Here is an 18,572-nt window from a genome sequence, read left to right as displayed (position 1 = left end):
AGCAAGGCCCTGGAGTCCACCCCTCATGCCCGTCATCAACCGTATTGCCGATTTCGCCGCCGACATGGCCGCCTGGCGCCAGCACCTGCACACAATCCCCGAGCTGGAGTTCGAGTGCTACAAGACGGCCGCCTTTGTCGCGGAACGGTTGCGTGAATTCGGAGTGGACGAGTTGCACGAGGGCATCGCCACGACAGGTATGGTGGCGATCATCAACGGTCGGGGCGAGGGGCCGACCATCGGGTTGCGCGCGGACATAGATGCGCTGCCGATCCCGGAGGAAACCGGGGTGGATTATGCCTCGACCCATCCGGGCAAGATGCATGCCTGCGGACATGACGGGCACACCACGATGCTGCTGGGGGCCGCGCGCTACCTGGCCGAGACGCGGAACTTCAGCGGGCGGGTGGCGCTGATCTTTCAGCCGGCCGAGGAAGAGGGCGGCGGTGCCGACGTGATGGTGCGCGAGGGCATTCTCGACCGGTTCGACATCGCAGAGGTCTATGCGTTGCACAACGCGCCGGGCCATGTCGATGGGTCGTTCTATACCACTCCGGGACCGCTGATGGCCGCGGTGGACACGTTTGAGATCCATATTCAGGGACGCGGTGGCCACGGCGCCATGCCGCACGAGACGCTGGATCCGGTGATGGCGGCCTGTGGCATCGCGCAGGCGATCCAGACCATCGTCAGCCGCAACCACTACGCGCTGGACGACCTGGTGGTTTCGGTCACCCAGATCCACGCCGGCACGGTCAACAATGTCATTCCCGACACAGCTTATCTGAATGGCACCGTGCGCACCTTTGACCCGGCAGTGCAACGGATGGTGATGCGCCGCATGGAGGAGATCGTGGCCGGGCAGGCGGCCTCGTACGGGGTCGAGGCGACGCTGGACTATGTGGTGGGCTATCCGGCGACCATCAACGATCCCGCCAAGACCGAGTTCGCCGCCGAAGTGGCGCGCGAGGTGTCGGGCGCGGGCAAGGTGGTTGCAGACGGCGGGCGCGAGATGGGGGCCGAGGATTTCTCTTACATGCTGGAAAAGCGTCCCGGCGCCTATCTGTTCATCGGCCAGGGCAACAGCGCCGGGCTGCATCATCCGAAATACAACTTCAACGACGAGATCGCGCCGGTGGGGGCGTCCTTCTTTGCGAGGATCGTGGAGAAGGCACAGCCGGTGGCTTGACGTTGACGCGCGTCGCCAACCCGCCGGGAACCCAAGGAGGAGCAAGGAAAAGTGGCTCTTGAAGATGCGAAATCAGCGGTGGACGAGGCGTTCACCGTACCGGAACTCAAGGGATTGTCCTTTGAGAACACGTTCGGGGGGGCGGTGTCCTTCCTGCGGCGGCTCTATACGAAGGACCTGCGCGGCGTCGATGTCGCGGTAACCGGCGTGCCCTTTGACCAGGCGGTGACCAACCGGCCCGGCACCCGGCTTGGGCCGCGTGCCATCCGCGAGGCGAGCACGCTGCAATCCATGGACGAGCCCTATGGCTGGCCGTTCAGGGCGCTGAGCGATCTGGCCATTGTGGATTATGGCGACCTGGCCTTCGACTATGCGGATGTGCCGAGCTTTCCCGGCCGGTTGACCGAGCATATCCGCACCATCCTGGCGGCAGACGTGTCCACCGTGGTGCTGGGGGGAGATCATTATATCAGCTTCCCGATCCTCAAGGCCTATGCCGAGAAATACGGGCCGATGTCACTGGTGCAGTTCGATGCCCACACGGACACCTGGCCCGACGACAACATGGAGCGCGTCGATCACGGCACCATGTTCTACAAGGCGGTGAAGATGGGTCTGGTGGATCCGGCGCGCTCGGTCCAGATCGGCATCCGCACCACCAACGAGGACACGCTGGGCGTCAACATCATCGACCCGCGCGAGGTCGAGGAGAGCGGCCCCGCGGCGGTGGCGAAAAAGGTCAAGCAGATCGTCGGCGACCACCCGGTCTATCTGACCTTCGACATCGACGCGCTGGACCCGGCCTTTGCGCCCGGCACCGGCACGCCGGTCTGGGGCGGCCTGACCTCGCTCCAGGCGTCGATCATCCTGCGTGACCTGGGTGGGATCAACATCAAGGGCGGCGACGTGGTCGAGGTTTCTCCACCTTTTGACACCACCGGCGCCACCGCGATCGCGGGCGCACATGTGGCGACACAGATCATCTGTCTGCTGGGCTGGAACAAGCTGGTATGACCGAGTTCAACCGGCCGATCAGCGGCAATGACCTGGCCCGGTTTTCCGGGCCGAACACCTTCATGCGGCTGCCGCAGGCGCAGGAGCTGAACGGGCTCGACGTGGCCATTCTGGGGGTGCCGATGGATATCGGCACCTCTTGGCGCTCGGGCACAAGGTTCGGGCCGAAACAGATCCGCGCCGAAAGCGCGATGATCCGGCCCTATAACATGTCGACCGGGGCGGCGCCGTTCGACAGTTTGCAGATCGCTGACATCGGCGATCTGGCGATCAACACCTTCTCGCTGGCCGACAGCCTGCGCATCATCAAGGAGAGCTATGACGCGATCCTGACCCATGACGTGATCCCGGTGGCGATGGGGGGCGATCATTCGATCACCCTGCCGATCCTGCGGGCCGTCGCGGCCAAGCATGGGCCGGTGGCGCTGGTGCATGTGGATGCCCATGCGGATGTGAACGACGAGATGTTTGGCGAGCGTGAAACGCATGGCACCGTGTTCCGCCGCGCCTATGAGGAAGGGTTGATCCAGCCCGACAAGACCTATCAGATCGGCATTCGCGGATCGGGCTATGCGGCCACCGATTTCACCGAGGTGCAGGGTTGGGGGTTTCAGCATTTCCCCGCCTGGGATCTGTGGCACCGCAGCCTGAAGCCGCTCGGCGAAGAAATCCGGCGCGATATCGGCAACCGGCCCGTCTATGTCAGCTATGACATCGACAGCCTCGACCCGGCCTATGCGTCCGGCACCGGCACACCCGAGATCGGCGGGCTGACCACGCCACAGGCGCTGGAGCTGATCCACGCGCTGAAGGGGCTGAACATCGTCGGCTGCGATCTGGTCGAGGTGTCGCCGCCCTATGACACCTCGGGCAACACCGCGCTGACGGCGGCCAATCTGCTCTATGAACTGCTCTGCGTGCTGCCCGGCGTGCAGGCGCGCTGAGCGGTGCGGATGCTGGTCTGGTTCCTGATTGCGCTGGTCGTGCTGGGGCTGGCCTGGATCCGGCTGGCCCCGTCGGTCCCGGCCCGCTGGCACCAGCGCCCGGCGGTTGCGGCCGACCGGGACATGCAGGGCGGCGTGCTGCGGGCCGTCGCGACCGGGCCGGAGGGGCTGGCGCGGCTGGACAGGGTTGCGCGAGCCACACCGCGCACCCGTGTGCTGGCCGGGTCCGTGACCGAAGGGATGGTCACCTATGTCACCCGCAGCCGGGTGTTCGGCTTTCCCGACTACACCACCGCCTGGCAGGATGGCGACACCCTGCGAATCTGGGCGCGGCTGAGGTTCGGGGGTTCAGATTTTGGGGTAAACCGCGACCGTGTCGATCAGTGGCTGGCGGCGATTGGGCACTAGGCCGGAGGACAGGCAGCCCTCGGACACTTCGCGCCACATCGGCACGTTCAGCGACATCTGGCATTGCGCCATGAACATGCGCCCGTCGACCTGCAGGCAGATGGTTTCGCCCAGCTCGACCCGGCTGCCGGATTTGTCTGTGCAATAGCAGTCGATGGTCTTGCCGCCGGGGCCAACGACATCGGCCAGCGCCGGGGACGCAATGAGCAGGATCAGGGCGAGAATACGTGCCATGCGCATAAGCTAGCACAGCCGAGCCCCTTGACCAAAGCCCCCGGATATCGGACACCGCCGCAATGATCCCAGAAGAACGCCTAGACCAGATTACCCAGCGCTTCCAATACCTGGAGGCGGCCATGGCCGATAGCGCCTCGGGCGGCGATATCGCGCGGCTGGCAAAGGAATATTCCGACCTGCGCCCGGTGGTCGAGCAGATCGCCGCCTGGCGGCAGCTCTGCGCCGATATGGCCGAGGCGAAGGAGATGCTGTCGGATCCCGACATGAAGGCGCTGGCCGAGGAGGAGTTGCCGCTCCTGAAGGCGCGGCTGCCCGAGGCCGAGCGGGCGCTGCAACTGGCGCTGTTGCCCAAGGACGAGGCCGACGCACGGCCCGCGATCCTGGAAATCCGGCCCGGCACCGGCGGCGACGAGGCGGCCTTGTTCGCGGGTGACCTGCTGCGCATGTACCAGCGTTACGCCGAGGCGCGCGGCTGGAAGCTGGAGCTGATCGAGCTGCAGGAGACCGAGTTGGGTGGCATCAAGGAAGTGGTGGCGCGGATCAGCGGCGAGAATGTCTTTGCCCGGCTGAAATACGAATCCGGCGTGCACCGGGTGCAGCGGGTGCCCGAGACCGAGAGCGGCGGGCGCATCCATACCTCGGCCGCGACGGTGGCGGTGCTGCCCGAGGCGCAGGATGTGGATATCCAGATCGACCCGGCCGATATCCGCATCGACACGATGCGGTCGTCGGGCGCGGGCGGTCAACATGTGAACACCACCGATTCGGCGGTGCGGATCACCCACATGCCCAGCGGCATCGTGGTGACCAGTTCCGAGAAATCGCAGCATCGCAACCGCGAGATCGCGATGCAGGTGCTGAAAACCCGGCTTTACGATCTGGAACGCCAGCGGCTCGACAGCGAGCGCTCGGCCAGTCGGTCGGCGCAGGTGGGGTCGGGCGACCGGTCGGAACGCATCCGCACCTATAACTTCCCGCAGGGGCGGATGACCGATCACCGGATCAACCTGACGCTCTACAAGCTCGACCAGGTGATGCAGGGCGATCTGGACGAGGTGATCGACGCGCTGATCGCCGATGGGCAAGCACGGATGCTGGCCGAGATGGGACAATGAGCGGTCAGACCGCGGCACAGGCGATGGCGGCCGCCGCGGCGCGGCTGCGCGCCGCCGGTGTGCCCGATCCGGCGCGGGACGCCCGGCTGCTCCTGGCCCACGCCGCCCGGATCGAAGCCAGCCGCGTGACCCTGATCGCGCCCGAGGACCTGGCCCCGGAAATCGCCGAACGGTATGAGCAGCTGATTGCGCTGCGCGCCGTCCGCGTGCCGGTGTCGCATCTGCTGGGCGAACGCGAATTCTATGGCCGCCGGTTCAAGGTCTCGGCCGAGGTGCTGGACCCGCGCCCCGAGACCGAGACTTTGGTCGAGGTAGCGCTGAGCGCGCCTTTTGACCGGGTTCTGGATCTGGGCACCGGGTCGGGTTGCATTCTGGTCACGCTGCTGGCCGAGCGGCCCACGGCGACCGGCATGGGCGTCGACCTGAGCGAGGCCGCCTGCCTTCAGGCCAGCGCCAACGCCGTGCTGCATCGCGTTGCGGAGCGCGTGAACATTGTCGCGTCGGACTGGTTCGAACGGGTCGGCGGGCGTTTCGACCTGATCGTTTCCAACCCGCCCTATATCGCCTTGGCGGAAATGCAGGGGCTGGCGCCCGAGGTCCTGCGCCACGAACCCGAGATGGCGCTGACCGATGGCGGTGACGGGCTGGGCGCCTATCGGCGGATCGCCGCCGGTGCGCCCGACCACCTGGTGCCAGGCGGACGGTTGATGGTCGAAATCGGCCCGACACAGGCGCTGACGGTGTCGCAACTTTTCGAAGCGGCAGGCCTGTCCGGCATTCGGGTGATTCCGGATCTGGACGGGCGCGACCGTGTCGTTGCGGCAATCCTGCCGGAATAACCCCTGCGCGTGAGGCGCAAATGTGCCAATCCTGATCAAAAACCCGAGATTTTTTAGCCAAGCCTCTTGTCTGCGGCGGCTGGACGTGCTTACTCGGTTTTGTCGCGGCCCTTGATGCACGGTATCGGCGCATCCCCGACAGCAAGCCCAAAAAGTCGATGTCCCGGCAACACGTACCGCAAGCGGCGTCGAATGGGTTCATCGGCAGAGACCAATAAGGCTGACGTTAACACAATGAGATCGTCCAAATCCCGTTCGCGGTCGAAGAGCAACCGCAACCGGCCCACTGGCGGCAATGTCGTCAACCGCGTGTTCGACAGTTCCGGCCCCGAGGGCAAGGTACGCGGCACGCCGCAGCAGATCATCGAGAAGTACAACCAGTTGGCGCGCGATGCGCAGCTGGCCAACGACCGGGTGGCTGCCGAGAATTTTCAACAGCATGCCGAGCATTACACCCGGCTGTTGAGCGAGGCGCAGCGCGAGATCGACGCGCGCCGCGAAGAACAGGAACGCCACAACCGCGAACGGCAGGCCGAGCGCGACCGTGAGCGGGCCGAACGGCAGGAGCGTGAGAGCAACTCGCCATCGGATCTGGCGGATGCGCCGCAGCCGGACGTGCTGGACGTCGATGCGCCCGATCAGACCGAAGGCGACAGCGGGCTGGTCGAAACGCCCGAAAGCCGGAGCGCGAGCACCGCAAAACGAGAAAGCGCCGCGCCGCAGGATGCCGAGCCCGCACCCGAGGCGACGCCCGAACCCAAGCCCAAGAAAGCACCGCGCCGTCCCCGCGCACGAAAGCCCGCGGCGTCAACGGCCGATGAGACGGCCGGTGAGCCGGGCGACCCGCAGTCGGGCGGTCCGGCTGAGGCGGCCGAGTAACCGGGTCCGCGTCCGAAAACAAAAAACGCCGCCCTTTGGGCGGCGTTTTTTTGTCGTGACCGGGGAATTGACCGAATCTTTCTCTTGCGTCACCGTTCGCCTGCTCAAGTCGGCAGGCAGTGAGTCTAATCGGTGTGTGCCATAACAACCCTTGAACCCGGGATATCGTTATGGAAACCAATACCGCAACTACCCCCCGTCGGACCCGTCGGCGCAGCGCGCCTGTTGTCGAACCTTCAGCGCCGAGTGCGTTTCATCCGTCACCTGTGTCGCTGGCGGCTAGCCGGTTCGGATTTCTGACCGAAGGGCAGATCGCCGATCTGAGGCGCCGCAGCCTCGACCTTCTGGCCGACTACGGCGTTGTCATCATCCATCCCCGCGCCCGTGCCGCGCTGCTGGCGGCGGGCGCCACACCCGGGCGCGATGCCGACCGGCTGCGGTTTCCGCGAGAGCTGGTCGAAGACGCGATTGCCGAGGCGCCGCGCGATTTTGCTCTGGCCGGCAAACGGCGCGATCTGGATCTGCCGATCCCGCGCGCGGATGGCGGCTTCGTCATGCGAACAGGGACCGGCGCGCATGGCTATGTCGACCCGCGCGATACGAAGTACCGCAATCTTGACCTGAAGGCGGTGCGCGAGATGGCCGCCGTGGCAAGCGGGCTCGATCAGGTCGGGTTCATCGCGCATCCTTTCGTACATGGCGTTCCCGAAGTGACCGCCGATGTGCATTCCTTTGCCGAGATGGTATCGCATACCGACAAGCATTGCTGGATGCAGCCCTATGGCAAGGAGAACATCGAGTTCCTGCTGAAGATCGCCGCGGTGGCTGCCGGGGGTGAGACGGCACTCAAGGCGCATCCGATCACCTCGGTCATCACCTGTTCGTTCTCGCCTCTGGAATTCAAGTACATGGACACCGAGGTGATTCTGCAGGCCGGGGCGCTGGGTCTGCCGCTGCATGCCTGCTCTCTGCCCTCGGCGGGCGGCACCGCGCCGCTCAGCACCGCGGGGCTGGTGCTGATGGCGGCGGCCGAGATCCTGTCCATGCTGACCGTTACCCATGTGCTGGCGCCCGGCACGCCGGTGATCGCGGTGCCGCTGATGTTCACGCTCGACATGCGGACCGGTTCGGCGCTGCAATCCTGCCCGGAATCGATTCAGGCCGCGTCGATGGCGGTGCAACTGATGAAACAGGGCTTTGGCCTGCCGACGCATACCTATGGTTCGGGTTCGGATACTCCGGACGCCGATCACCAGTCCATGGCCGAACGGGCGCTGATCGCGCAGGCTGTCGCCCTGTCGGGTGCAGATATCCTGGGCGGGGTCGGGCAGCTGGAATGCGCCACCGTGTTCAGCCCGGTGCAGGCGGTTCTGGATGACGAGGTTGGCGCGATGATCCGCCGGTTCATGCAACCGGCCGAGATCAGCGCCGAGGCGCTGAACTGGGAAGAGATGCTGAAGGTGCGCGCAGGCGGGCATTTCCTCGACAGCACGCATACGCTGGCGCTGTGCCGCGATCAGCACCGGCCCGGCGTCTTCCTGCGGCAGGGGCGCGACGATTACGAGAAATCGGGGCGGCGTACCGCCTTCGACATGGCGCGCGAAAAGGCGCTGTCGTTGATCGCCGCCGCGCCGGAACAGGGTGTGCTGAGCGAGGACCAGAGGCGCGAGATCGCCGATATCGTCGCGGCGGCCGACAGGTTCATCGTCGATGCCGTGCATCACGGGGCTGGTACGCAGGTGATCTGAGCGCACCGCTGTCCGGATCAGCGTTCCAGTTGCCTGGCCAGGGCGCAGAAGGCTTCGAGCGAGACCTGTTCGGCCCGCTCGGTCGGCGCGATACCCGCGGCTGTCAGGTGGTCCTCGATATCGGGGGCCAGCCCCTTGAGCGCGGCGCGCAGCATCTTGCGGCGCTGGTTGAAGGCCGCGGCGACGACGCGGCTGAGGATCGCGGCATTGGCCGGAAACCTTGGCTCCGGCAGGGCGGTCAGGTGGACCACGGCGCTCGATACTTTCGGCGGCGGCGTGAACGCCTCGGGCGGCAGCGACAGGACAATCCGTGCCTCGGCGCGCCATTGCGCGAGGATGGCAAGCCTTCCGTAAGCCTTTGACCCCGGCCGCGCGACGATGCGCTCGGCCACCTCGCGCTGGAACATCAGCGTCAGGCTCTGCCAGAAGGGTGGCCAGTCGGGCGGAGTCAGCCAGCGCACCAGAAGCTCGGTTCCGACGTTGTAGGGCAGGTTGGCGGCGATCCGGATCGGCGGGGTCAGATAGGCAAGCGGGTCGATCTCGAGCGCGTCGCCGTTGATCACCTTGAGCCGCCCCGGATAGGCCGCGGCAATCTCGGCCAGCGCCGGCAGGCAGCGCGGATCCTTTTCGATGGCCAGAACCCGGCGCGCGCCCTCGGCCAGCAACCCGCGGGTGAGCCCGCCCGGGCCGGGGCCGATTTCCAGCACGTCGCAATCGCTCAGATCGCCCGCCTGCCGCGCGATCTTGGCGGTCAGGTTGAGGTCGAGCAGGAAATTCTGGCCCAGCGACTTGCGGGCGGAAAGCTGGTGGGTCGCGATGACCTCGCGCAGCGGGGGCAGGGTGTCGATGGCGCTCATGAAATTGGGTGTATTCGCAGCGGCGGGGGCTATGCCAGAGAATTCCGTCTCCGGTGGCAGTATTTGCCGCAGAATGAAAGGGTCTAGGCCGAATGTGCCATATCCTGCGCCATCCGGAGAGCGGCGATCAGGCTCGAGGGGTTTGCGATGCCCTGACCGGCGATGTCGAATGCGGTGCCGTGGTCGGGCGAGGTGCGGATGAACGGCAACCCGAGGGTGACATTCACGCCGCGGTCGAAGTCGAGCGTCTTGATCGGGATGAGCGCCTGGTCGTGATACATGCAGATCGCGGCGTCATAGCGGGCGCGGGCGGCAGCATGGAACATGGTATCGGCGGGATGCGGGCCAGTGAGAGTGAATTCGCCTTTGATCTCTTGCAGAAGCGGGGCGATCCAGTCGGTTTCCTCGCGGCCCATGGCGCCTCCTTCGCCGGCATGCGGGTTCAGCCCGGCCACGGCTAGGCGGGGACGCGCGATACCGAACTGGTCGCGCAGGCCCGCGGCGGTGATCTCGATGGTTTCACGCAGAAGCGTGGGGGTAAGGGCGCGCGGTACCTCGGCCAGCGCGATATGGATGGTGGCGGGCACCACGCGCAATTGCGCGCTGGCCAACATCATCACCACCCGGTCGCGGCCTGCCAATGCGGCCAGGAACTCGGTATGGCCGGGATAGGCGAAGCCGGCGCCGTCGATCAGCGCTTTCTTGTGGATGGGCGCGGTGCATATTGCGCTGGCCGCGCCCGACTGCACCAGCGCCACACCGCGTTCGATTGCGGCAATCACGCCTGCCGCGTTGCGCGGGTCGGGCTGGCCGGGGCTTGCCGGGGCGGCAAAGCGCAGCGGCAGAACGGGCAGCGCGGACTTGCTGGCCTGTATCGCCGCTGCCGGATCATCGAGTATCGCCACCGGTGTACCGGGCGGCAGATGTCCGGGATCTCCGATCCAGAAGAAGGGGCAAGTCTCGCGCAGGTGATCCCAGGCGGCGATGGCGATCTCGGGGCCGATGCCTGCCGGTTCGCCGCAGCTCAGCGCGATCGGACGCATGGCCTATTCCTCGATGATGACAGCGTCCGCGCGCAGCTGTTCCAGCAGGCTGTTGGCCAGCGTTTCCAGCCTCTGCTGGGTCAGCGCATTGGCCACATCCTCGCGCGAGGCATCGCCGCCCAGGTCGCGCGTTCGGTTGCAGAGCATCAGGAACAACAAGGTCTGGCCATTGTTGCGGGTGACAGCGATCGAGGTTTCGCCCGGATCGAGCTTGGCCAGCTCAAGGGCGATGTCCTGAGGGATTTCGCCAGGCTTTGCGCTGACCCGGTCGAGCACTTCGACCGGCTGACCCTTGGCTACGCCGTAAAGATCGTCGCAGGTATCGACGCTTTGCTGCAACTCGGCCGCGGCCTTGAGCGTTTCCGGGCTGCGGCCTCCGGCTATTGCATAGGCGGCATATTCTATCGAGGCATAGCTTGGTGTGCCGACAGGTGCTTCGCGCAGGCCGCGCATCTGGAACAGCGCCACCGCATTCGGCAGCGTGATGGGCGAAGACACCTCGCCCGGTTCGAGCGCCAGGATCACGGGCTGGAAGGCGGGCGGCAATTGGGCCAACGGCATCCACGGCATCTGGCCGCCCTGGCTGCGCGTGTCGGCGGCGGAAAACTGTACCGCGGCCGAGGCGAAGGCATCGTAAGAGGTCAGCTCCGAAATTTGCGCGGCCAGATCGTCGACCTGATCCACGGTCTGGGGGGTGATCGGAATGATGATCTCGGACAGCAGCACTTGCAGCCCGCCACCTCCGGCCAGCCCCAGCGCCCGGTTGATCTCGTCCTCGGTCGGGCGCGCCTGCGCCAGGTAACGCGCGCTGATATAATCGCGCCATGCCAACTGGTTGCGGACGAAATCGCGCACGGTTTCGGCGGATACGCCCTCGTCCTGCAAGGCGGCCAGGAATTCTTCGGTCGACAGGCGGGTCCGGGAGGCAAAATCGTCAATCCCGAGTTGAACGTCCTCCGGAGGGACTTCGATACCGGCCTCTTCGACCGCCTGCATCTTCAGTTTTTCTTCGATCAGGGCACGGCGTGCATCCTGTTCCGGATCGCCGGGAATGCGCAGCACTTCCATCAGGCGGATACGCTGTTCCAGTTCGAAATGCGTGATTATGCCCTGGTTGACGCGCATGGCGGGGCTGAACAGGCTCTGGGCCGGGAGCGTGGTGGCCGAAAGGCCAAGCGCCAGGACGGCCCCCCCCAGAAGCTGCGCCAGGGATCGGGACAGGTGGGTCAGGTTTTGTTGCATGATCGCCTGTATTCTTTGTTTCCGCTCTCCACGGCAAAGCCGCTGAGGGCGATGGTAAATCCGAAATCTGTCGAAGGCTCAACACTCGTCGACGATGTGTAGCGGCGATTGACCGAAATGTTAACCGACACGCATTCGTTCTGGTAGATAAAGCCGACACCGGCCTGGGTGGCGCGCGCGTCTTCGATATCGTAGCGGATATTGGCGGATGCGGTCCAGTTCGGGTTGACCTTGTAGGCGCCGTCGAACCAGAACTCGGACACAGCCAGCGTGCGGTTTTCGGCCGGGTCGCGGCCGAGCCAGAGATAGGTGCCGCTGATATTGGTCCGTTCGTCGGTCCAGTTGCCGCGGACTTCGAGCTTGGACAGGTTCAGCGAGCCGTCGAGCAAGCCACGTGCGGTCAGGCCCAGCCCCTGTGGCAGCAGCAGCTGACCTGCAAGCAGCAGATCCGAGGCCGTGCCGCCCAGCCCCGAGGTCTTGGAAAAACGCGGGTCGGCGGTGCTGCGGAATACCTGGCCCACAGTTGCATTGGCTTGCCAGCCCGCGGTCGAGTAATGGGCCCAGTTCAGGCCGAATACCGCGCGGGTGCCTTCCTCGCGCTGATCGGGAGCTGGAAAGCGCGACAGTGACAGCAGGTTGCCCTGGTCGTATTCGACGAAATTGCTTTCGTCGTTGGGCAGCGCGGCGCCTGACACATTGGACCATCCGATCTGGGCGATGGGTTCGAGGTAATGAGTTCCACCGGCGCCGCGGTAGACGGTCGGGTAACGCAGGGTCAGTGCGGCGCGCGGCGCCGATCTGAGCGTATCGCTGCTGTAATTGCTGTCGTCCCAGACCCGGTAGTCGTCGACCGCGACACCCATTTTCCAATCTGCGCGCAAGCCGCTGGCAAAGGTCCAGCTGCGCAACCATTCGGCGTCAATCGTGGCGCGGGCGATATCGCGGCCTGTCACGTCCACATCCGATGTCCGCTGGTGGCCATGCCCGTCGAAGGCCAGCCTCAGTTCGCCCCCGATGGCGGCTGGGAAATAGCGTTTTTCGAGATCGACGTCGAACACGTTCGAGGGGATTTCGTCCTCGTTTTCGCTGTCACGCAGGGTTTCGTAATGGATCAACCCGATGCGGAAGGCGGTGTCGCGCTTGACGCGGGTCAGCGCGATTTCGCTTTGCAGCCGGTCGTATTCGGGCAGGCCGTAATCGGCGAGATAGCCGTTGTCGGAAACGGTCTGGACCTCGAAGCTCAACTTGTAGTCGTTTCGCAGGTCGAACTGGCCCGAGGCGAAGACATAGCCGCGGTCCTCGCCGGGGATCAGATCGTCGCGCGTATAGGCCCCCTCGATTTCGATCCGCCCACGGCGGAATGCCTGACGGTAGCGCAGATCAAGCGTCTTGGTCTTGGACGAAACATAAGGCGAGATCGTCAGATCCCTGCTGTCGCCCAGGCGAAAGAAGTATGGAACCTTGATCCCGGTGCCCAGCTCGGAGGTGGTCCGGATGGACGGGATCAGGAACCCGGTCGCGCGTTTCAGGTTCGGGTCGGGCAAGCGGATCGCCGGGAAGTAGAACACCGGCACGTCGAGCACACGCAATTGCGCGCCTTCGAAATAGAGCTGCTGTTCCAACTGGTCATGGGTGACCTTCAGCGCCCGGATCTGCCAGAGCGGCGGCCTGCCATCCTCGCAGACGTGGCAGGAGGTGACCGAGGTCTTGTAGAGCTGGGTATAGCGTCCGCCGACACGTGTCATCTGGAGCGCGGCCAGTTGCAACTGCTGGTCGAAGACCAAGCGCGCGCCCCGCAGCAACCCGTTCTGAAGCCCCTCGTCCAGTTCGGCCGCATCCGCCAGAACCGTCGCCCGACCGCCCTGGTCGATGCGAATGGGACCTTCGATGGTCAGCTGACCGGTTTGCCTGTCAAAGACAATTTTCTGCGCCTGAAGGCGGATGTCGCCCTGAAACGCCTCGACATTGCCTTCGGCGATCAATTGCCGGTCCGGCGTGATGAAGACACTGTCGGCCACCAGCATGGCGGGCTGCGCAGTCTCTTGCGCGGCAGGGTCGGACGCCGTTTGCGCCTGTGCGATCCCCGAGAGGCACAAGGTGGCGGCGGTTGCCGCAAAAAGAAGAGCGAAGGGGCGCAATTATCCGTCCTCCGCGTGCAGCAAGAGCCCAAAGGTCAGCATGATTGCCGCCACAGGCGGCGCCCAGGCGGCCAGTGCAACGGGGATCTGTCCGTTCTCACCCAGGATTTGCGCGAAATTTCTCATGAAGTAGAGCAGAAACCCGAGAAGGACTGCGGTAAGAACGGCTATCCCGGTGCCCCCGAAACGGGCGTGGCGCATGGTGAAGGCCGCTCCGACCAGAACCATCGAGATCAGGAACAGGGGCCGGGCGAGTTCGACCTGCAGCCAGACCTCGTGCCGCTTGGTCGAAAATCCCGCCTGCCGGAGCTCGGCAATGGTTTTTGGCAGGTCGTAGATCGAAATGGTCTCCCTGCGTCCAAGGCTGTCCTGAATGCGGTCCTGCGTCAGGGAGGTGGGGAGTTCATACCTGTCGTGCCGGACGGCGTTGACTTCGGGGTTCTGTCCGGTTTCAAGCGGCCAGACCTTGGCATTGGTCAGTACCCATTTGCCGACATCCAGTTGCGCGCTGTCCGCGAGAATCCGCCGCACAGGCCCGCCGCCAGGCGCATAGCTCAGGATCGTGACTTGCAGAAGGGTCAGGCCGTCAGGGCCAAAGGCCTGGGCGTGAATCACCGATTGTCCCTCGGCATCGCCTTGCCGCAACCACAGGCCTTCGCTGCTGAGCGACAGGGCCGAGGGACCGCCGTTGCGATAGGTGTCGGCAAGCGTCTGGTAGCGCACGGCGGTAGCGGCCACGATCGGATTGAGCGTTGTGACGGTCAGTCCGCCGATGATCAGCGCAACCAGTACCGGCCCCACCAGCGCCCGGATGCCCGAGCGCCCGATCGCGCGGGTCACGACAAGCTCGGAACTGCGGGCGAGGCCGACGAACAGGACGATGGTCGCAAGGATCATCAGCAAGGGCAGGATTTCGCTGATCCCCGCAGGCGCGTTCAGCAGCGTCAGCCCGATCTTCTGGCCGAAGCTGACGTCATGGCTTTCGAATCGGCGCAATTGCTCGATGAAGTCGATCAGCAGGATCAGGGCCATGAAAACGGTGCCGATCACCATGAAGCTTTGCAGGAAACGGCGGGCGAAATAGCGGTCCAGGATCATGCCGCGCCCTTTGTGCAAAGGCGGCACAGGGAAAAATGCACCGGCCCCGCGAAATCGCGGCACGCCGAAAAATACGACGGGACGATTATGCCGTGGCCTGACACTGCGATCCCCCCGGAGCCTGTCATTCGATTTTTTCGGGACCTTAAAGCAATTGCCCGACGGGGAAAACTGCTATCTGGTCAAGATGCGGTGGGCACGTTACCTCTTGTCGGACAGATGTTGAGGAGACCCTGATGACCAGCCTGATCCAGATCCGTTTCGAAGAGCCCCAGCTCGATGCCCTGGCGACCGCGACCGGGCGGGTCGCGGTCATCCTGCCGCCCGAGGGCACGCTGAGTCCCGCTGCGCGGCGGCTGAATCGGCTGACGCGGGGCGCGTTGGCGCGGCTGGTGGCAAGCGACCGGTTTTCAAAACTCAAGGCCGGGCAGACGCTGACGCTGGCCTGGCCCGTCGGGATGGCGGCCGAAGCGCTGGACATCCTGGTGCTGCCGCGCCGGGCCGACACGCTGACCGCGCGCAAGGCCGGGGCTGCACTGGCCAAGCTGGCCGGAGACAAACCGATGCTGGTGATGGCGGGCGGGCAGGCGCGGGCCGAGCAACTGGCTCTCGGGCTGGCGCTCCGCGCCTATGACTTTACCGTGCACAAGACGCCCGGCGCAGACGAGAAGGGCGAGAAGGGCGCGGTCACCATCGCGCATAACAAGGCCGCCGCCGTCTCCGAAGCATTCGCGCCGTTGCTGGCGGTGGCCGAGGGCGTGCACATGACCCGCGATCTGGTCAACGAGCCGGCGAACGTGTTGACCACCAGCGAATTCGCCGACCGCCTGAAGGAGATGCAGGCGCTGGGGCTGGAGGTCGAGGTGCTGGAGGAAGACAAGCTGGCCGAACTGGGCATGCGCACGCTGCTCAGTGTCGGGCAGGGGTCCGACAGCCCGTCCAAGGTCGTCGTGATGCAGTGGAAGGGCGGGGACAAGGATGCCGCCCCCCTGGCGCTGGTGGGCAAAGGTGTGGTGTTCGACACCGGCGGCATCTCGCTGAAACCGGCCGCTGGCATGGAGGACATGACCATGGATATGGGCGGTGCGGCCGTGGTCGCAGGCACCATGCGTTCGCTGGCCCTGCGCAACGCCAAGGCCAATGTGGTGGGCCTGGTCGGCCTGGTCGAGAACATGCCCTCGGGCCGGGCCACCCGTCCGGGCGACGTGGTGAAATCCATGAAGGGCGACACCGTCGAGATCATCAACACCGATGCCGAGGGGCGGCTCGTGCTGTGCGACGTGATGTGGTACGCGCAGGAACGGTTCAAGCCTACGGGGATGATCGACCTTGCCACCCTGACCGGCGCCATCATCATCGGGCTGGGGCATGAGAATGCCGGGGTGTTCTCGAACGACGACGGCTTGTGCGACGCCTTCCTCAAGGCCGCCGCCGCCGAGGGTGAGGGCGCCTGGCGGATGCCGCTGGGCAAGGCTTATGACGACATGCTGAAATCGCGCATCGCCGACATGAAGAACGTGGGCGGCCGGCCTGCCGGATCGATCACCGCGGCGCAGTTCCTGGCGCGGTTCGTGAAAGAGGGCACGCCCTGGATCCATCTGGATATTGCGGGTGTCGCCTCGGTCACCTCCGAGACCTCTTGGGCGCCGAAGGGCGCGACCGGATGGGGGGTGATGGCATTGAACCGGCTGGTGGACGACCTGGCGGGCTGAGTCCGATGGGCGCCGCCTATTTCTACCACCTGACCCGCAAACCGCTGGAGGAGACGCTGGGCGCGCTGCTGACCAGGGCGCTCGCGGCCGGCTGGCGGGTGGCGGTGCGGGGCACCGAGCCCGGTCGGCTCGATTGGCTGGACGAGAAACTCTGGCTGACCCCGGACGATGGGTTCCTGCCGCACGGGATGGCGGGCGGGCCGCATGATGCCGAACAGCCTGTCCTTTTGACCTCGGCGCCGGAACTTTCCAATGGCGCGACCTGCGTGATGTGTATCGACGGGGCCGGCGTCAGCCCCGAGGAAGTGAATACGCTCGACCGGGTCTGCATCCTGTTCGACGGCAACGACCCTGGCGCGGTCGAGGTGGCGCGCGGCCAGTGGCGCGCGTTGACCGGGGCAGGTTGCGCCGCACAATACTGGTCCGAGGATTCGGGACGCTGGGAAAAGAAGGCCGAAACGGGGGGGTGATTCACCCAGCCGGTCGCAATTTCATTTGGAATAACGTGCTTGGGGCGTAATCTCTCCTGAAAGGGAGGAATTCGGATGACCATTTACAAGAGCAGTTTTCCGGACGTGGCGCTGTCGGACCTGACCGTTTCCCAGCGGGTTTTCGCGGGGATCGACCCGGAGGCGACCGTCCTGATCGACGGTCCCTCGGGCCGCAGCCTGACCGGGGCGCAGTTCATCGGTGGTGTCAAGGCGCTGGCAGGGGGGCTGACCGCGCGCGGTTGGGGCGCAGGCAAGGTGGTTGCGCTGATGGCGCCCAACATCCCCGAATACTGCGTGGTCTTCCATGGAGCGGCCTGGGCGGGCGGCACGGTGACCACGATCAACCCGACCTATACCGCGCATGAGGTCAACCATCAGCTCAACGATGCCGGCGCCGATGTGCTGGTGACCATCGCGATGTTCGCCGAAACCGCGCACGAGGCGATCAAAGGCACTGGCGTCAGCGAGATCGTGATCATCGGCGATGCGCCCGAGGGGATGGTGCCGCTGGCCTCGCTGATGGGGCCGCCAATGGTGGAACAGGCGCCGGTCGATCTGGATGAGCATATCGCGGTGCTGCCCTATTCCTCGGGCACGACGGGGCTGCCAAAGGGGGTGATGCTGACCCATCGCAATCTTGTGGTGAACATCGACCAGACGCTTGCGGTTGCGGATCTGGCCGCTGGCGAAAAGACGGTCGGCTTCCTTCCGTTCTTTCACATCTACGGGTTGCAGGTGCTGATGAACATCTACATGGCGGCGGGTGGTGGCCTGGTGACCATGCCGCGCTTCGATCTGGAGATGTTCCTGAACCTGATCACCCAATACCAGACGCCGCGTCTGTGGATCGTGCCGCCCGTCGCGCTGGCGCTGGCGAAACACCCGATGGTCGAAGGCCATGACCTGTCCTGCGTGAAGCATGTGAATTGCGCCGCGGCACCGCTGAGCGCCGACCTCAGCGACGCCATGGGGCGGCGTTTGGGTACGAATGCGGCCCAAGGTTATGGTATGACCGAATTGTCGCCGGTCAGCCATGTCTCTCCCTATGGAAAGGGCAAGCCTGGCGCCTCGGGCATCGCGATCCCGAATACCGAATCCCGGATCGTGAACCCCGAGACGCTGGCCGACATGCCGCCGGGCGAGGACGGTGAGCTTTGGGTGCGCGGGCCGCAGGTGATGAAGGGCTATCTCAACAACCCGGCCGCCACGGCGGCGACCATCGTCGAGGGCGGCTGGCTGCGCACCGGCGACATCGCTCATTTCGACGCCGACGGCTATCTCTATATCACCGACCGTCTGAAGGAACTGATCAAGTACAAGGGCTTCCAGGTGGCCCCTGCCGAGGTGGAAGCTGAACTGCTGACCCATCCCGCGATTACCGATGCTGCCGTGATCGGCAAGCCGGACAGCGAGGCCGGGGAATTGCCGATGGCCTTTGTCGTCGCGGCGCCGGGGCAGGCGGCCCCAACGCTGGACGAGGTGCAGGCCTATCTCGAAACCCGGCTGGCGCATTACAAGCAGGTGCGGGTTCTGGAGGTGGTCGACACGATCCCGAAATCCGCATCGGGCAAGATCCTGCGCAGGGTGCTGCGCGACGGCATCGCAGCCTGAAGGGGGG

Annotated in this window: 17 protein-coding genes; 11 read left to right on the top strand and 6 right to left on the bottom strand. The window is 65.2% G+C overall.

The annotated features are described in order from the left end of the window. The first annotated feature begins 25 nt into the window (after positions 1-25). Genes BLT75_RS01915 through BLT75_RS01900 form a run of 4 tightly spaced genes read left to right on the top strand, consistent with a single transcriptional unit; the run spans position 26 to position 3,555 of the window. Positions 26-1,189 (top strand): M20 aminoacylase family protein, encoded by a 1,164-nt coding sequence (locus BLT75_RS01915; RefSeq protein ID WP_093027131.1) that lies wholly within the window; start codon positions 26-28, stop codon positions 1,187-1,189. A gap of 51 nt (positions 1,190-1,240) precedes the next feature. Further along, entirely contained in the window at positions 1,241-2,203 is a 963-nt protein-coding gene (gene speB, locus BLT75_RS01910; RefSeq protein WP_093027129.1) for an agmatinase, read from the top strand. Then, the gene (speB, locus tag BLT75_RS01905) at positions 2,200-3,147 is read left to right on the top strand and encodes an agmatinase (RefSeq protein WP_093027127.1); all 948 of its coding nucleotides are present in this window, start codon (positions 2,200-2,202) and stop codon (positions 3,145-3,147) included. Before speB (BLT75_RS01910) ends, speB (BLT75_RS01905) begins: the two co-directional genes overlap by 4 nt. Before the next feature lie 9 nt (positions 3,148-3,156). After that, entirely contained in the window at positions 3,157-3,555 is a 399-nt protein-coding gene (locus tag BLT75_RS01900; RefSeq protein WP_093027125.1) for a DUF1499 domain-containing protein, read from the top strand. Here BLT75_RS01900 and BLT75_RS01895 read toward each other — a convergent pair. Further along, positions 3,496-3,795 carry a hypothetical protein gene (locus BLT75_RS01895; RefSeq protein WP_093027123.1) on the bottom strand — a complete coding sequence of 100 codons (300 nt, stop codon included), beginning with the start codon at positions 3,793-3,795 and terminating at the stop codon, positions 3,496-3,498. The genes BLT75_RS01900 and BLT75_RS01895 overlap by 60 nt on opposite strands. A 56-nt stretch (positions 3,796-3,851) precedes the next feature. On the opposite strand from BLT75_RS01895, the gene prfA reads away from it, so the two are divergent. The 4 genes from prfA to BLT75_RS01875 all read left to right on the top strand — a co-directional run bounded on the left by prfA (position 3,852) and on the right by BLT75_RS01875 (position 8,373). After that, positions 3,852-4,907 (top strand): peptide chain release factor 1, encoded by a 1,056-nt coding sequence (prfA, locus tag BLT75_RS01890; protein ID WP_093027121.1) that lies wholly within the window; start codon positions 3,852-3,854, stop codon positions 4,905-4,907. After that, positions 4,904-5,746, top strand: coding sequence for a peptide chain release factor N(5)-glutamine methyltransferase (gene prmC, locus BLT75_RS01885; RefSeq protein WP_093027119.1), 843 nt, complete (start codon positions 4,904-4,906; stop codon positions 5,744-5,746). The genes prfA and prmC overlap by 4 nt, the downstream gene beginning before the upstream one ends. Before the next feature lie 234 nt (positions 5,747-5,980). Next, the gene (locus tag BLT75_RS01880; RefSeq protein ID WP_093027117.1) at positions 5,981-6,625 is read left to right on the top strand and encodes a DUF4167 domain-containing protein; all 645 of its coding nucleotides are present in this window, start codon (positions 5,981-5,983) and stop codon (positions 6,623-6,625) included. Positions 6,626-6,795: 170 nt separating this feature from the next. Next, on the top strand, positions 6,796-8,373 hold the full coding sequence (locus BLT75_RS01875) for a trimethylamine methyltransferase family protein (protein ID WP_093027115.1): 1,578 nt from the start codon (positions 6,796-6,798) through the stop codon (positions 8,371-8,373). A gap of 17 nt (positions 8,374-8,390) precedes the next feature. Here BLT75_RS01875 and rsmA read toward each other — a convergent pair whose 3' ends face one another. The 5 genes from rsmA to lptG all read right to left on the bottom strand — a co-directional run bounded on the left by rsmA (position 8,391) and on the right by lptG (position 14,751). Continuing rightward, positions 8,391-9,230 carry a 16S rRNA (adenine(1518)-N(6)/adenine(1519)-N(6))-dimethyltransferase RsmA gene (gene rsmA, locus BLT75_RS01870; RefSeq protein ID WP_093027113.1) on the bottom strand — a complete coding sequence of 280 codons (840 nt, stop codon included), beginning with the start codon at positions 9,228-9,230 and terminating at the stop codon, positions 8,391-8,393. An 83-nt stretch (positions 9,231-9,313) separates the two neighbouring features. Then, a complete protein-coding gene (pdxA, locus tag BLT75_RS01865) occupies positions 9,314-10,273 on the bottom strand; it encodes a 4-hydroxythreonine-4-phosphate dehydrogenase PdxA (RefSeq protein ID WP_093027111.1) in 960 nt (319 codons plus the stop codon). Between the two features lie 3 nt (positions 10,274-10,276). After that, a complete protein-coding gene (locus tag BLT75_RS01860) occupies positions 10,277-11,515 on the bottom strand; it encodes a peptidylprolyl isomerase (RefSeq protein WP_093027109.1) in 1,239 nt (412 codons plus the stop codon). After that, a complete protein-coding gene (locus tag BLT75_RS01855) occupies positions 11,500-13,653 on the bottom strand; it encodes an LPS-assembly protein LptD (RefSeq protein ID WP_425441107.1) in 2,154 nt (717 codons plus the stop codon). The genes BLT75_RS01860 and BLT75_RS01855 overlap by 16 nt, the downstream gene beginning before the upstream one ends. Then, a complete protein-coding gene (gene lptG / locus BLT75_RS01850; RefSeq protein ID WP_093027107.1) occupies positions 13,654-14,751 on the bottom strand; it encodes an LPS export ABC transporter permease LptG in 1,098 nt (365 codons plus the stop codon). A 236-nt stretch (positions 14,752-14,987) separates the two neighbouring features. On the opposite strand from lptG, the gene BLT75_RS01845 reads away from it, so the two are divergent. The 3 genes from BLT75_RS01845 (at position 14,988) to BLT75_RS01835 (ending at position 18,565) form a co-directional block, all read left to right on the top strand. Next, positions 14,988-16,463 carry a leucyl aminopeptidase gene (locus BLT75_RS01845; protein WP_093027105.1) on the top strand — a complete coding sequence of 492 codons (1,476 nt, stop codon included), beginning with the start codon at positions 14,988-14,990 and terminating at the stop codon, positions 16,461-16,463. 5 nt (positions 16,464-16,468) lie between these two features. Next, entirely contained in the window at positions 16,469-16,933 is a 465-nt protein-coding gene (locus BLT75_RS01840) for a DNA polymerase III subunit chi (protein ID WP_093027103.1), read from the top strand. Positions 16,934-17,008: 75 nt separating this feature from the next. Further along, entirely contained in the window at positions 17,009-18,565 is a 1,557-nt protein-coding gene (locus BLT75_RS01835) for an AMP-binding protein (RefSeq protein ID WP_093027101.1), read from the top strand. Positions 18,566-18,572: the final 7 nt, after the last annotated feature.

Origin of the sequence: Ruegeria marina (assembly GCF_900101475.1) — a bacterium.
Lineage (GTDB): Bacteria > Pseudomonadota > Alphaproteobacteria > Rhodobacterales > Rhodobacteraceae > Ruegeria_B > Ruegeria_B marina.
Note: the sequence above shows the minus strand (reverse complement) of the source record. Positions and strands in the feature narration are given on the sequence as shown.

Excerpts from the sequence above, each read along its gene's own strand:
- BLT75_RS01915 (WP_093027131.1), top strand. The coding sequence starts at position 26 with ATGCCCGTCATCAACCGTATTGCCGATTTCGCCGCCGACATGGCCGCC.
- speB (WP_093027127.1), top strand. The coding sequence starts at position 2,200 with ATGACCGAGTTCAACCGGCCGATCAGCGGCAATGACCTGGCCCGGTTT.
- BLT75_RS01900 (WP_093027125.1), top strand. The coding sequence starts at position 3,157 with ATGCTGGTCTGGTTCCTGATTGCGCTGGTCGTGCTGGGGCTGGCCTGG.
- BLT75_RS01895 (WP_093027123.1), bottom strand. The coding sequence starts at position 3,795 with ATGCGCATGGCACGTATTCTCGCCCTGATCCTGCTCATTGCGTCCCCG.
- prfA (WP_093027121.1), top strand. The coding sequence starts at position 3,852 with ATGATCCCAGAAGAACGCCTAGACCAGATTACCCAGCGCTTCCAATAC.
- prmC (WP_093027119.1), top strand. The coding sequence starts at position 4,904 with ATGAGCGGTCAGACCGCGGCACAGGCGATGGCGGCCGCCGCGGCGCGG.
- BLT75_RS01880 (WP_093027117.1), top strand. The coding sequence starts at position 5,981 with ATGAGATCGTCCAAATCCCGTTCGCGGTCGAAGAGCAACCGCAACCGG.
- BLT75_RS01875 (WP_093027115.1), top strand. The coding sequence starts at position 6,796 with ATGGAAACCAATACCGCAACTACCCCCCGTCGGACCCGTCGGCGCAGC.
- rsmA (WP_093027113.1), bottom strand. The coding sequence starts at position 9,230 with ATGAGCGCCATCGACACCCTGCCCCCGCTGCGCGAGGTCATCGCGACC.
- pdxA (WP_093027111.1), bottom strand. The coding sequence starts at position 10,273 with ATGCGTCCGATCGCGCTGAGCTGCGGCGAACCGGCAGGCATCGGCCCC.
- BLT75_RS01860 (WP_093027109.1), bottom strand. The coding sequence starts at position 11,515 with ATGCAACAAAACCTGACCCACCTGTCCCGATCCCTGGCGCAGCTTCTG.
- lptG (WP_093027107.1), bottom strand. The coding sequence starts at position 14,751 with ATGATCCTGGACCGCTATTTCGCCCGCCGTTTCCTGCAAAGCTTCATG.
- BLT75_RS01845 (WP_093027105.1), top strand. The coding sequence starts at position 14,988 with ATGACCAGCCTGATCCAGATCCGTTTCGAAGAGCCCCAGCTCGATGCC.
- BLT75_RS01840 (WP_093027103.1), top strand. The coding sequence starts at position 16,469 with ATGGGCGCCGCCTATTTCTACCACCTGACCCGCAAACCGCTGGAGGAG.
- BLT75_RS01835 (WP_093027101.1), top strand. The coding sequence starts at position 17,009 with ATGACCATTTACAAGAGCAGTTTTCCGGACGTGGCGCTGTCGGACCTG.